General features: G+C 70.3%; 14 protein-coding genes. 6 read left to right on the top strand and 8 right to left on the bottom strand.

Annotated features, from left to right (window positions below):
• The first annotated feature begins 35 nt into the window (after window positions 1-35).
• Both MKK82_RS26235 and MKK82_RS26240 read left to right on the top strand, forming a co-directional pair.
• Window positions 36-449: a MerR family transcriptional regulator gene (locus tag MKK82_RS26235; RefSeq protein WP_082643196.1), complete on the top strand. Its 414-nt coding sequence runs from the start codon at window positions 36-38 to the stop codon at window positions 447-449.
• Window positions 450-663: 214 nt separating this feature from the next.
• A complete protein-coding gene (locus MKK82_RS26240; protein ID WP_058191672.1) occupies window positions 664-1,947 on the top strand; it encodes a hypothetical protein in 1,284 nt (427 codons plus the stop codon).
• A gap of 45 nt (window positions 1,948-1,992) precedes the next feature.
• Here the strand turns inward: MKK82_RS26240 and MKK82_RS26245 are convergent, their stop codons facing one another.
• Window positions 1,993-3,168, bottom strand: coding sequence for a permease (locus MKK82_RS26245; protein WP_058191673.1), 1,176 nt, complete (start codon window positions 3,166-3,168; stop codon window positions 1,993-1,995).
• A gap of 215 nt (window positions 3,169-3,383) precedes the next feature.
• Between MKK82_RS26245 and MKK82_RS26250 the strand changes: the two genes are divergently transcribed.
• The 3 genes from MKK82_RS26250 (at window position 3,384) to MKK82_RS26260 (ending at window position 6,399) form a co-directional block, all read left to right on the top strand.
• Window positions 3,384-3,794, top strand: a complete 411-nt coding sequence (locus MKK82_RS26250; protein WP_152997468.1) for a hypothetical protein — start codon at window positions 3,384-3,386, stop codon at window positions 3,792-3,794.
• A gap of 223 nt (window positions 3,795-4,017) precedes the next feature.
• Window positions 4,018-4,977: a hypothetical protein gene (locus MKK82_RS26255; protein WP_243987288.1), complete on the top strand. Its 960-nt coding sequence runs from the start codon at window positions 4,018-4,020 to the stop codon at window positions 4,975-4,977.
• 54 nt (window positions 4,978-5,031) lie between these two features.
• Complete coding sequence (locus MKK82_RS26260; RefSeq protein ID WP_243987289.1) at window positions 5,032-6,399, top strand: hypothetical protein; 1,368 nt, start codon at window positions 5,032-5,034, stop codon at window positions 6,397-6,399.
• Window positions 6,400-6,653: 254 nt separating this feature from the next.
• Here the strand turns inward: MKK82_RS26260 and MKK82_RS26265 are convergent, their stop codons facing one another.
• Complete coding sequence (locus MKK82_RS26265; protein WP_058191677.1) at window positions 6,654-7,427, bottom strand: glutaredoxin family protein; 774 nt, start codon at window positions 7,425-7,427, stop codon at window positions 6,654-6,656.
• A gap of 57 nt (window positions 7,428-7,484) precedes the next feature.
• Between MKK82_RS26265 and MKK82_RS26270 the strand changes: the two genes are divergently transcribed.
• The gene (locus MKK82_RS26270; protein ID WP_201025732.1) at window positions 7,485-7,889 is read left to right on the top strand and encodes a MerR family transcriptional regulator; all 405 of its coding nucleotides are present in this window, start codon (window positions 7,485-7,487) and stop codon (window positions 7,887-7,889) included.
• An 8-nt stretch (window positions 7,890-7,897) separates the two neighbouring features.
• Here the strand turns inward: MKK82_RS26270 and MKK82_RS26275 are convergent, their stop codons facing one another.
• The 6 genes from MKK82_RS26275 to MKK82_RS26300 form a co-directional block, all read right to left on the bottom strand.
• Window positions 7,898-9,223, bottom strand: coding sequence for a hypothetical protein (locus MKK82_RS26275; RefSeq protein ID WP_058191679.1), 1,326 nt, complete (start codon window positions 9,221-9,223; stop codon window positions 7,898-7,900).
• Between the two features lie 100 nt (window positions 9,224-9,323).
• The gene (locus MKK82_RS26280; RefSeq protein WP_243987290.1) at window positions 9,324-10,091 is read right to left on the bottom strand and encodes a GNAT family N-acetyltransferase; all 768 of its coding nucleotides are present in this window, start codon (window positions 10,089-10,091) and stop codon (window positions 9,324-9,326) included.
• Window positions 10,081-10,953 carry an aminoglycoside adenylyltransferase domain-containing protein gene (locus MKK82_RS26285; RefSeq protein ID WP_058191816.1) on the bottom strand — a complete coding sequence of 291 codons (873 nt, stop codon included), beginning with the start codon at window positions 10,951-10,953 and terminating at the stop codon, window positions 10,081-10,083. The genes MKK82_RS26280 and MKK82_RS26285 overlap by 11 nt, the downstream gene beginning before the upstream one ends.
• Window positions 10,954-11,101: 148 nt before the next feature.
• Window positions 11,102-11,842 carry a lytic transglycosylase domain-containing protein gene (locus tag MKK82_RS26290; protein WP_058191681.1) on the bottom strand — a complete coding sequence of 247 codons (741 nt, stop codon included), beginning with the start codon at window positions 11,840-11,842 and terminating at the stop codon, window positions 11,102-11,104.
• On the bottom strand, window positions 11,839-12,540 hold the full coding sequence (locus MKK82_RS26295) for a copper-binding protein (protein WP_058191682.1): 702 nt from the start codon (window positions 12,538-12,540) through the stop codon (window positions 11,839-11,841). The genes MKK82_RS26290 and MKK82_RS26295 overlap by 4 nt, the downstream gene beginning before the upstream one ends.
• Window positions 12,541-12,610: 70 nt before the next feature.
• Window positions 12,611-12,901, bottom strand: a complete 291-nt coding sequence (locus MKK82_RS26300; RefSeq protein WP_058191683.1) for a copper-binding protein — start codon at window positions 12,899-12,901, stop codon at window positions 12,611-12,613.
• Window positions 12,902-13,011 lie beyond the last annotated feature (110 nt).

The raw sequence follows: 13,011 nt of genomic DNA on the forward strand, positions 1-13,011 counted from the left end.
CTGCATCCCGTAGCCACTACGGGATCAAGCAAAAAATGGTCACGGGCCTGCGCGGCCTCTCCATCGGGCAGCTCGCGGCGGCCGCCGGGGTCAATCTGGAGACGGTCCGCTACTACGAGCGCATCGGGCTCATGCCGCCGCCAGCTCGCACCGGGGGCGGTCACCGGTCCTACGATCCGGTCCACGTCCAGCGTTTGGCATTCATCCGTCATGCCCGTGCGTTGGGCTTCGGGATTGAGGACATCCGAACCTTGCTGGCGTTGGCCGCGCCCGGTCATCGATCCTGTGCCGAGGTCCGGGACATTGCCAGTGCGCACCTGTCCGAGGTCCGCACCAAACTCGCCCACCTCGCACGGCTTGAACACATCCTGAGTGAAACGATCGACCAGTGCAGCGGCGCGCCGACGCCCGCTTGCCCGGTTCTCGATATGCTCGATGCTCCGATGTGAGGGACTATCCTCCTCGAAGGTACGCCATGGGCCGGCGGCAGCCGGTCGAGCGGGATCCCATGTTTCAAACTGAGACGTTACCCATCGACACACGAGGTTGCGGCGCCACGCGAGGCGCGTATATCGACCGGAACCCTACGGGGGTAACCGGCGACCCTAGGCGAACGGGTCTGCGGCGCGGCGCGGTCGTCGCCGGCGAACAAGGAGACGACGCTTGGACGGACCCTGGGTCGCCAACCTCATCCGGCACTGGCGCGACGATCCCGGCGCAACCTATCGGACGTGGTTCCTCTGGGAGGAGCGCATCAAGAACTTCCGGTCGATCCGCCGCGGGCTGCAGGCGGTGGTCGACGAGATCAGGGCCGACACCTTCGGCAACGCCTACCGTGGGTCTTCGCTGGAGACGGTGGTCCATTCCATCGCCGAGCAGCGGCAGGTGTTCAGGGGCGCCGACCACGCCTTCCTCTGGAAGCCGAAGCTGCGCATCCCCGACATCTACGAGGATCGGGCCAACCAGGTCGCCTTCGGGCGTTTCCTCGACACCTGTCTCTGCTGCAACGCCGAGGCGCACGTGCTGGCCGCGATACGCGCGCTCGACGACGTGCGCATCAAGGGCCTGGGCCCCGCGGCGGCGAACCTGCTCTACTTCCTGCATCCGACCTGGGTGCCGCCCTTCAACACGGCCATCGTCAAGGGTTACAACGCCCTCACGGGCGCGAACGTGAAGCTCGGGCGCTGGGAGGAATACCTGGCGATGCGACGCGGGATCGTCGACCTCAACGGAGAACATCGTGCCTTGCTCTCGAACGATTTCGGCGCGGTCGCGGGATTCCTCTTCGACGTCGGGTCCGGACGCTACCCGCTGCCCGAGCGCGATGCGGAGGTGGCCCTCGCGCGCTGGCGTGCGGATCTGGAGCGAGTCCGAGCGGAAGCCGGTGAAACCCCGTCGAAGGCGGCCGTCGCGGCCGGGGAGGCGGACCACACCCACACCGAGATCCAGGGCTGGATACGCGACCTGGGCCTCGCCCTCGGCTTCGACGTCTGGATCGCGTCGAACGACGCCAGCCGCCCCTATGCGTCGGGCCGCCTGTCGGACGGGTGCCTCGCCCGACTGCCCGAGGGACTGGCCGCCAATGGCTCGGTCGACACCGTCCGGCTCATCGACGTCCTCTGGATCGACAAGGCGAGCCGGGACGTGGCGGCGGCCTTCGAGGTCGAGCACACGACCAGCATCTACTCCGGGATCGTGCGCATGCTGGACCTCGCGCTCGGCGTGGAGGGCGGGATGGCGCGCAATTTCTTCCTGGTCGCACCGGACAACCGCGAGGAGGACGTCAGGGCGCAGTTCGCCCGGCCCGCGTTCTCCCGTGTCGGCGAGCTCGACCTGAGGTACCTTCCCTACAGCGAACTCCGAGGCCATCGCGAGGCGATCGCCCGCTTCGGGAGCGGCCTGAAGGGCTTGCTGGCCATCGCGCGACCGATAGTGGGGAGGCCATGACGCCATGTGTCCATGCGCCCTCGCGGCGACGATGGCGCCTCCTTGTCAGCGACGTGCGTGCATCGTGTGGTCGTGCCCGTGCTGGTCGCCGTGCCCGTCGTCACCCTGCTCGCCATGACCGTGATGCATCGGGTGCTTATGGCTGACCCAGAACAGGTAGGCCGCGAGCGCGCCGAACACGAGGTTGAGCCAGAACGTGTAGTTCAGGCTGAACTCGGTCATCTGCGCACGCACGTCGATGTCGCGTGACGGGATCCAGCCAAGCGCGGTGAACGTCAGGTCGACGACGAGCGCGGCGGCGGCCATCGTCACGAAGAACACGCCGCCGATGTAGGCGGCCATGCGCCAGCCGAAGTAGCGGCGGTAGATGTCGAGAAGCGGGATCACGATGAGGTCGGCGTAGAGGAAAGCCAGCACGCCGGAGAAGCTCGCACCGCCCGCCCATAGCACCGCCGCGAGCGGCACGTTGCCGATGGAGCAGACGAAGGTCAGCACGGCGATGAGGGGACCGAGCAGCACGTTGACCGGCACCTGCAGCCAAGCCGGGGCGTCGCTCAGGAAAAGGGTCCTCCAGACGCCATCCGGAACCAGCGCGGCGAGGAACCCGCCGATCAGGAACCCCATCGCGAGGTCCTTCCAGAGCATGCGCCATTCCATGGCGAAGTTCTGGGCCACGCGGATGCGGGCCTCCGGCTTGGCCAGCCGCGCGCGCCAGGTCGGGCCATCCACGGTCATGCTCATGTGCTCGTGGCCGCGGCTCTCCTCATCGTGCGCCCGCGCCTCCTCCACGAGCCGCCTCGGATAGGTGAGCGTCACCAGCGCGCTCATGATGGCGATCAGCACCACGCCGCCGACCCACTCGCCCAGCATGAACTGCCAGCCGAGCAGCACGTAGAGGATCAGCCCGAGTTCGAGGACCAGGTTGGTCGAGGCGAACAGGAAGGCGAGCGAGGTGACGAGCGCCGCGCCCTTCTTGAACAGGGTGCGCATGATGGCGGCCGAGGCATAGGAACAGGAGGACGAGGCTGCGCCGGCGAGGGTCGCCAGCGCGATCTCGCGCACGCTGCCGCCGCCGAAGGCTTTCCGCATTTGGTCCGAGGAGACCACGGACTGGAGCACGGCCGAGATGGTGAATCCCAGCACCAGGCTCCAGCCCGTCTGCCAGAACATGCCGGCGGCCATCAGGAACCCGCCTCCCGCCCCGTGGATGATCGCGTCCATGGTGGTTCTCCGCATCGACGCCGGCTCGCCGACGACCGTCCGTCTTGATACAGGCCAGATCCCTGGCCGCATTAATACCCCTCATGGGTACGCAGCGCATCAACCGGCGGGCTGCGGCCCGGTTTCCGAACGAAGGCCCAGGGCGTCTCGGCCCTGGCGAAATCGGCGCCCGGTACCCATCTCGTGGTCGGTCACGCTTGGGGGATGCGATGGGCTTGCCGTCGAACCTGGAAACGGAAATCGCGGGTTACGCGAGCGGCGCGGCGGACGTCGCCGAGATCAACGTCGCCATCGAAACGGCCTGGGCGACGGTCCTAGCCGATCCGGCCTCGCGCGCGGAGGCCGCCGGACTGCTCGGCTTGGCCGCCGCGGACCTGCCGGCACGAAGCCCCTTCGTCGCCAAGCCGTCGGAAGCGGGCCTCGCCGATGCGGCCATCGCGATATTCGTGACCCTCGGCGGGTTCGCCGGAAGCGTCGCGACGGATCTCGCCAAGGATCTCGTGAAGGACGCCATCAAGGCCGGAACGAAGGCGGTTTGGGAGAAGCTCCTGAAGGCGCGGGCCGAGGAGTCGCTTCCCACGGGAGGCATCGGTCCCGAGGTCGTCACACCCGATGACGTCCAGTGACGGATCTGCCTCCGCGCCTCGTCTGACCTTGCTCGACGCCGGCCGCCGGACCGCCCTGGAGATCCGTTACGCGGTTGCGGCGGCGTTCCGGTCCGGGGGCCTTCCCGGCACGAGCGAGACGGCCGCCGCGCTTTTGACGGACGGGATCGTCGGCCCGGCGCTGGCGCGGTCGAATGTCGTCCGGACGCTGCCCGACGCCCCCAGGTCCCAGGCGGTTGCCGCGTTGCGGGACCTCGTCCAAGCCGTCGAGCTGCCCGCTGGCTGCCCCGCATTCGATGCGATCCGCACGCGGTCCGATGACTTCCGCGCGCGCCTCGAACACGCCGGGTGCGTCGAGGACGCGCCGATGCCGGGCGAGATCGCGTCGCTCTTCGGTATCCTCGACGAAGTCGTCGCACGGCTCTACGGCGGCCTCGACGTCTCCGTTCGCCGGCCGGCCGTCCACCTCGCGCTGGGACGCCTGCATTCCGACCAGGTCGCGGGCCTGCTCGACAGCTCCGCCTTGAGCGGCTCGTGTCGGTGGATCGACGGGAGCGACCTGGTCTCCGTCGTCACCCTGAGCGTTCGCGACGATGCGTTCGATTGGGACTGCGCGTGCCATCTCCCCTACGTGCTCGCCCACGAACTCGTCTGTCACGCATACCAAGGGACGGCGGTCGCAGACGGCGCGGAACCGCGTCTGCAGGTCGACGGGTCGTGCGCATGGTCCGAAGGATGGATGGACGTCATCGCCTTGTGGTTGGTCGAGGGATGGGTCCGCGGCGATCAGGAAGGCAAGCCCGCCTGGATCGTGCAGGAGGCGACCGATGTCCTTCGCGCCTGCAGCGCGCTGAACGCGAGGCGGATCGGGGCACAGGCGACGTTGCCGCCGATCCAGCGAAGCCGCAGGATCTACGCACGGCGGGCCGTCGACCGCCTTCTCGCCGAGTTGGACCGGTTCGGCGACGGCGACGGCGACGCCGACCTGGGCGGAGGCCGGAACCGGGTCCTTGCATTCTCCCTGGCACTGAACGCCCTCAGGCTGCCGCAGTCCGACCGCGACCGGGTCGTCGACGCGCTCGGCGTAGCCCTGGAAACCTCGTTCGGCATCGACCGCGACGAACTGATCGCCGCCGTCGTCGACTTCTCGGCGACAGGGGACATGGTCGCCCTGAGGCGAACGCTGGCTGACTACGAGGGTTGATATTTTCGCCCGGATCCCGATAATATGGATCCTGCTTCTAGGCACTCCGGTGACATGAGCCAAAACCTCAAGATCAAGCGCGGCCTGCTCAGGCTGGGCCGTGCGACGGTGAGGGAACTGGCGGCCTTCGCCGACGCGAACGAATCGACGGTCCGCAACTACCTGACCGAACGCAGGGACCTGTGCACGCGGGAGGAGGTCGCCCCGGCCGGGCGCGGACGCCCGTCGCTGACCTGGACGCTCACCCCGTCCGGGCGGGCGGTGCTTCGCGAGGAACTCCGGGCCGAGATGTTGGCGTCGGACGATCCCGCAATCGACGAGGAGCGGGCCACGGCGTTGGAGCACGTCAAGACCTCCTTGCGCGATCTCGACGAGCATCTGGCGGGGCTGGAGGCCGGGGACGTCTCCGAGGACCGCGATGCGGCTTTCGCCTATCTTCGTGCGCGGACCAAGGCGCTGTCGCGCGCGGTCGGGCGGCTGGCCGGAAGCGGGCCGAGCCTCGTCGCCGAGGAGATCGCGCTCCGTGGCATCGACGGCCGTCTCGATGCCCTGGACGAACGGCGGCAGGCCGTCGAGGCCGTGACCGAGGTCGTCCGTGAGTCGATCTCCGACGGGATGTCCGCCTGGGTCCGACGTCTCGCGGGCGATATCGGAAGGACGGTGAGGGGGGCCGTCGGCACCGGCGACGTCTTCGTGCCCGACGGGGTCACCGACCTGGGTCCCGTGCTGATCATCGACGCTTCCGGACCGTTCGTCGGGAGCGATCCACTCCTCGACGCGGCGCGCCGGGCGAACGCCCCCGCCATGTGCCTCCATGTCCCTATGCTGGCCGAGGCCGAGATGGCGTCGCTCCTCACGCAGGTCGCGAGCAGCTGCGCCGAACTCGCGGGGTCATGGACGCGGCTGGTCTACCGGTACGATAGCCGGCATCCGGAAAGCCGTTCGCTCCTCGACAGCTTCGGGACGGTCGATGACGCCAGGTGGCAGGCGTCGTATCCCATCGAGCCAAGCCGGATTCCGGGTCCGCATCCCGGCGACGTCCATGTCAGGCATGCCAAGCGTATGCTGGGGGTCGCGGGCAGGTTCGCCTCCGGTCTTGATCCCGCGCCTCGGCGGTTGCCCGGCCAGTCGGGGTCTCCGGTCTTCGAGGCGTCATCGCCCCGGATCGTGGCCCTCTGGTGCGATGCGGCGGAGCCGTCCGTCGTGCGCAAGGGCAGCCGGTCCGGGGCCGGTTGGATGTTCGAGGGAGCGCCGATGACGCCCGACGAGGCGATGGTGGCCGTCCGCGTCTCTCCGGCCGACCTCCTCGGGACGATGGCCGCCACATCGCCACCGCATGCCGGCCCGACCGCCCTCGCGGCCCAGGGCCGCCCGACCCGCGAGGCCGCGGTCACGGCATCCGGGATCGCATCGGCCGACTGAGCATCGCGTCGACCTCCAGGTCCCGGACGCCCGACGTAGGCCGGATCGCCCGACCGGCGTGACATGGTCTCGCGCCCTTCCGCGCGCATTCGGAGCCGCCGTGCCTAGGACACGCCGGTCGAGGGCGTGGCTCGGCATGGGGAACGTCGAACGAGGCCAGCGCGCGGCTGAGGTCGTCGACGGGCGTCAGGTGCCGGTATCGGCCGGGCGATCCTTCGACATGAACGGCGCGGTGCGCCGGGACGGAGACGACGTCAGTGATGCGAGAACAGCATCCAGACGGCCATGGCCACCATCATCACGTTCTCGGTCAGCGACACGAAGCCGAGCGGCACCTTGCTCGCCCCCCCGACGCAGGCGCACTTGATCTCGCGCTTGTCGAGGTAGACCGCCTTGAACACCGAGACCGCGCCGACCGTGCCGATGAAGAGGGCCACCGGGATGGAAATCCAGTCCAGCGCGCCCGCGATCATCAGGATCCCGGCCAGCCCCTCGCAGAACGGATAGGCGTAGGCGTAGCGGACCCAGCGCTTGGCGAGCAGGTCGTAGCCCAGGAACATCGAAGAGAAGGTCTCGACGTCCTGAAGCTTCAGGAGGGCGAGCACGCACATGCTGAAGGCGATGAACCATTCGGCGGCGTGCATCGTCAGGGCGGTCCCAAACGCCGCGTAACTCGCCGCCAGCGCCATCGCGGCGGTCATCGCGAACACCGCGACGACCGGCTTGTAGGTGGTGGCGTCGGGGTCGGCGACCGCCTTGCCGAGACGGCGGCGCAGGTCGTCGTAGCCGCCGACGCGCTCGCCCGCGATGAACGTCTGCGGGGTGGTCCTGACCCCGTGCTCAGCCTTGAACGCGTCCGTCTCCTCGCGCGTCCGAAGCCAGCGGTCATCGACGGTGAAGCCTTCGCGTTCGAGCAGATCCCTCGCCTTGAGCCCGTACGGGCAGACGTGCTGGTCCGTGACCATGCGGAAGACGGTGGCGCTGCGGGCCTCCGTCCGCGTCGCGGCGGGCGCTGCGGTGGCTGTCATGAATGGGTTCCTTGGGCGGGATGGACCTGTATCCGATGCTGTCGTAACCTCCGTACCATGGTACGGAGTCAAGCGATGAACGCGACGATCGCCGCCTTCGCCCAGGCGGGTGGGGTCGGCGTGGAGACGGTGCGCTACTACCAGCGCCGCCAGCTCCTCCAGACGCCGCCGCAGGCCGGGGGCGTCCGGCGCTACGGCCCGGAGGATCTCCGGAGGCTCCGCTTCATCCGTGCGGCGCAGGCCGCGGGCTTCACCCTGGAGCAGGTGGGCGAGCTCCTGTCGCTCGACGCGGGCGAGGACCGCGGCCGCGCCCTTGCCCTCGCCGAGGCGCGCGCGGTCGCCCTCGACGCACGGATCGCCGAATTGCGCACCGCGCGGGACGCCCTCCGACGTCTCGCCCGCGCTTGCGCCTCGACCGATACCGGCCCGTGTCCCATCCTCGCCGCCTTCGAGCGCGGTTGAGGCACGGGTCACGCCTCCACGATCCGACCCCGGGAGATATCCGGGGCCGGCTCCGCCCCGCCCGACCGGCGCCCCGGTTCGACGGCGTCCGCGAAGCCGAGCACCTTCGAGACCTCCTCGAACCGCGCCCGGGCATCCGACCAGGCCTGGGCAAAGTCGAACAGCTCGCGCAGGGCCGGCGCGATCTCCTTGTAGGCGGTGAGGGCGGCGACGAGGGCGCCGAGTGACAGTTTCCCTTGGACGACGAGGTAGCCGCCGACCAGGAACAGGAAGAACGGCGTCAGGTTCGAGCTGTAGTTGTACAGCCCCTTCAGCCTGCCCTTGAGGTCGCCGATCTCGACGCGCATCCGCTCCAGATCCTCGGCTTGACGCATCTGGGGGGCGAGGCGCGCGCGGTCGGTCCACTCCCGCTCTCCGACCCCGCCGGATTCGGACGGGCGTCCGCGTCCCGCGCCGGCCAACAGGGCGCCGAGGGCGCGCGTCGCGTGGACACGCTGGCGGACCTTGGCGTTCAGCCGCCGTTGCAGCCGCGGCAGCACCGTCAGCTGCAACGGCAGCATGACGAGGGCCGCTGCGGCCAGGGCCGGGTTCTGGAGGAGCAGGAACACGACGCTGGTGACGAACACCCCACCCTGGACGATCGGCACGGCGACGAGCCCGCCCCCGAAGTAACCGATGGCCTCCACCTCCTGGATGGCGACGGCCGCGAACGTGGCACGCCGCTCCTCGGACCGCTCGTCGCGGGCCTCGCGGAGAATGGACAGGCGTAGCCGGCGCACGATTCGTTCGTTCACGCGGCCGCGGATGCGGCTCGCGCCGTACTTGATCAGCCCGTTCAGCGACAGGACGCCGAGGTAGCCCGCGCAGAGGGCGAAGAGCAGGCCCGTCCGGTCCACGTCCAGCCCTGGGAGGCTCATGCCCGGCAACCCGCGTCCGCCCGGGTCGGAGAGCGCGTGGTTGATGATGTGCTTGGGTATCTCCAGGAGCATCCAGGCCATCGGGAGCGTCAGGACCGAGATCGCCACGAGGCGTACCTGTTGCCGAAGCGTCGCGCGCAGGACGAACGTCTCCAGCGTGGTCCGCACCGCAGGACGCCGAGGATGTGGAGGGGCCGCACTTCCGGTCCGGCGCGTCGCAAACCCCGGCGGCATGCGCCCGGACGACCGCCCGGGACCCGGCCACCGGAAGGCGAGCCGCCCGGCCATCCAGGCGGCCCAGGCCGGGCCGAGGACGAGCGCGACGGCGACCGCGAGGTCGATCCACCAATGGCCGAACGGGTAGTCGATGCCCGCGAGCCGATGGAAGAAAGCGTGAAGGATCGGGATCGCGTCCATCGGGTAACCTTGCGTCGGGCCATCCCCTGCCAGGCCTGCCGCGGGGACGACGGAGCCGAGCGCGCTTGGCGACACGGCGGCGTGTAGGTGGGCGGACGCCTCAGCGGCCTCTTCGAGATCGGTCCGTGCGGAAAGACCCGCCAGGACGGTCCGAGTCCCCATCGGCCGGGGCTGCCAGCCGGTCGAAACGCGAGATCCTCACGAGGCCGAAGCCGTACTGCGTCCTCGTTCGGACGACCCACCTTGAGAGCCCGGCGCGCTCCGCAGCCCTGAGCGAGGGGGAATTGTCCTCGTCGATGAACGCGACGACGCGGCGCTTGCCGAGGGAGGCGGCCCGATCCGCCATCAGACCGACGACGGCGGTCATGACGCCGAGACCGCGGTATCCGACGGGCGTGTAGGCGTTTTCGAGCATCGCCTCGTTCGCCTCCAACTCCGGCAGCCCCCCGGCCCGCCGTATCGCCGCTCCGTAGCCGGGCTCCGTCAGCCACTGTATGTGGCAGGGACGTCCCGACCGAACGTCGACGGCCACGAAGCAGCGGCTGGGGAGGTCGCCGCTCCCGACCTTGCCGAGCCTCCACAGGACGTCGCCCCGCTCACGTTCGGCGGCTGCGTCGCATCCGCGGGGGAACAGGGCCTCAAGGTCGCCCGCCCGGTAATCCCGCAGCCGGATCGGGACCCTCGCTCCCGGCGTGTCGAATGGGACGGTGACGTCCCGCCGCATGCCGACCGAGATCCGCCTGCCGTAGGGGCCCTCGCGCAGCCGGCGGCCGATCCTGTCGAGGAAGGCGGGGATGCGCGCGTCCGTCGGGTCGTCCGGCGACGGCGCCGGCCCCGACGCGGCGCCATCGCCTGACCTACCGGCCATGGTCGATCTCCGCGGGCGAGGCGGTGAAACGGCTTCGTCGCCGTCGCCCACGCGCATCGGACCCGAAGGCGGCGGCATCGGCCACCGCGAATCCGGCGAAGGCCAGCACCGCGTCCCGTCGGCTTCGGGGGTCCGGGTACCCCGGCGCGGCACTTGGCTCCCGACGGATGCGGAGCGCCTCCTCGACGACGGGGCGCCACTCCGCCGGAAAGGCGATCAGGCCGTAGAGCCCGGCGCCGCTCTTGGACGGCACCCGGCCGGTCGCGAGGGCGTAATGCAGCCTGCACAGGCCGAGGACGGCACCTTCCACGTCGCCGTCTGCGAGAAGGACGGGCTCGTCCCCGCTCAGGGTGGCGAGCACCCGCGACAGCCACGGTCGCCAATGGCCGTCGATGCTGGCGTCGAGCCAGCGGTCGAGGCAGCCGGGGTCCCGCCAGGCGCCGGTGCCCGCGCAGAGCGGGCCGCGCACCGTCACGGCGGCGTCCCGCAGGACGCACCACGTCATCGGATCCCGGTACCGACGTCCGGACCTCACGAAACGGCCACCCTCGACGCAAGGCCCTTCCGCGCGCGCGACGGGGCCCGAACGAAGCTCGTCCCAGGTGGCGTAGAGTCCGTCGAGCCCAGGGACGTGCACGGCTTCGTGGAGCCGCACATGGACCTCGGCGAGCGACGCCAGGGCATCGTCCCCGGCACGCGAGGCCATCACGGCGACGAAATCGAGGTCGCTCAGGCCGGGCCGGAAATCGTCCAGCGCCGCGGAACCGACCAGGTAGAGCGCCTCGACCAGATCGGGGGCGGCGTCATCGACCGCGGCGAGATAGGCGTCCGCAGCCCGGCGCGCGAGGGGATGCACCGTCATGGCCGCACCCGGCCAGGGCGGCGCGCCAAGGCGGCCGCACAATCCTCCGGAGATGACCGCGCGGAACCTTCGACACGGAGAGGATCCGGCCCATCGGCTTCGGTGCGTCGCGGGACGGATGGCATCGGGACGTCGCGCCGCGTCCGCATCAGCCGCCGCCCATGATGCGGTCGATCCTGGCCTCCACGGCACGCACGCGGGCGACGTGTTCGGCCCAGGACCGGACCGACCGCGTGGTCATGGAGGGGCCGTCCCCGATCCGGGATCGACGTACGGCGATGGCCATCCCGGCGCGAGGTGGCGCGACCGACGGCAGGTCGGCTTGGGCGAGCGGTGACCCTGTCGCCGCCAGGCGGTCGCGCGCGCGCCGGCAGTAATCGACCGAACGCGCGGTCATGCGCAGCTCGCCGTGGCCTGCCCGGTACTTCATCAGCGTGCGGCAGAGGTCGCCGTGTGCGAGCTTCCACGCCCCGGCGAGATAGGCGACGCCGAAGCGGACGTTGACGCTCGGATCGAGGAGTTCCTCCGCCGGGCCGCGATGGCCGAGCATCGCGGCCGTCGACGGCCGGACCTGCATCAGGCCGAGCTCGCCGACCGCGCCGACCGCACGCGGATCGTAGCCGCTCTCCACGAACGCGACGGCGTCCGCGACGGCCGGCGGGAGACCCCGGCCGGACGCCTCCCGGACGATGAGGCCCGAATAGGTTCCCGCCATGTCCGCGGCCCGAGGACGGCCGGCAACCGGGCTTGGCGCCGGGAGCTTCCCGTCGTCCCCCGGGGGAACGGGGTCGTCCCCGGCCGCCGCGGGACATGCGATGCCGGCGAGCACCGCCAGGCCGAGCGCCGCCGTCAGCGCGGCCCTCCGCCCCGCCGCCCGGGGGCGGGTCATCGCGCCTTCTGGATCCGCGTCACGGCGATGGAGCCGTTCACGCGGTCGGCGGAGAACCGAACCTTCTCCCCGGGCTTGAGCCCCTTCAGCATGGCGGGGTCCTGGACCTTGTAAGCCATCGTCATCGCGTCCATGCCGATGTTCGGGATGGTCTCGTGGTCGAGGGTCACCTTGCCCGTGGCATCGTCGACCTTCCGCACGGTCGCGGCGACCAGCGGCGCGTTGGACGGCGGCACCGGGGCGACCGCCTTCTCGCCCGCGGCCGGCGATGCGGGCTGGCCTTGCGCCGGGGCCGCCTGCGCCTGACGGTCCAGCGGTCCCTCGCCCGGGGGCGTCTGGTTGGGCTGCGGTCGATACCCGGCCTCGCGGCTGCGAACCTGCCATTGCTTGAGGGCGTCGATCCTCGCCTGCTGCTCGTCCTGGATCTTCTGCGCGGTCTCGCGCAGCTGCCGGTCGCCGCCGTAGTCGAGCTGCGTCTTGGCGAGGAACAGCGTCTCCTCGTAGCTCGCGATGAGCATCTCGGCGAAATCACGGTCCGGGTCGCCGCTCAGCTTGGTGTCCCGGAAACGGTTCGCCATGACGTCCCGCGCCCGTTCGAGGGCCGCAGGGGCGCCTTTCGCGGGTTGGGCAAAGGCCCCGCCGGGGAACGGGGCAAGGAGCGCCGCCGCGAGCGCGGCGGAAAGAAGGGGGCGTCGCATGTGTCGTCTCTCCAGGCTCGAAGGCCGTCGCGCTCGGCCGCGTCGCCGCGCGGCGGGCTGTTCCGGGGGCCTACTTCGCCTTCCGGATCGTCGTGACGGTGTATTCGCCGCCGGTCCCGTCGACCTCGAAGTCGACCTTGTCCCCGGGCTTGAGGTCCTTGACCATGGCGGGATCCTTGACCGGGTACGCCATCGTCATCGCGTCCATATCGAGCTTCGGGATTGCGGCATGGTCGAGCGTGACCTTGCCGGCAGCGGCGTCGACCTTCGTGACCGTGCCCTTCGTGGCCTGCGCCCAGGCGGGCGCGGCGACCGCGATCAGGGCGGCAGAAAGCGCGACGAGCGAAAACTTGCGATTCATGGTCTCTCTCCGTTTGGTTTGTCGAACCGCCGCGCAGGTCGCCGCCGAGGGGGGTGGGCGACCCACGCGGCGGACTCCGGAAGGGGGCTGCCCCGTTCCGAACCGTCGTG

Origin of the sequence: Methylobacterium sp. E-046, from assembly GCF_022829625.1 — a bacterium.
Classification (GTDB): Bacteria; Pseudomonadota; Alphaproteobacteria; order Rhizobiales; family Beijerinckiaceae; genus Methylobacterium; species Methylobacterium longum.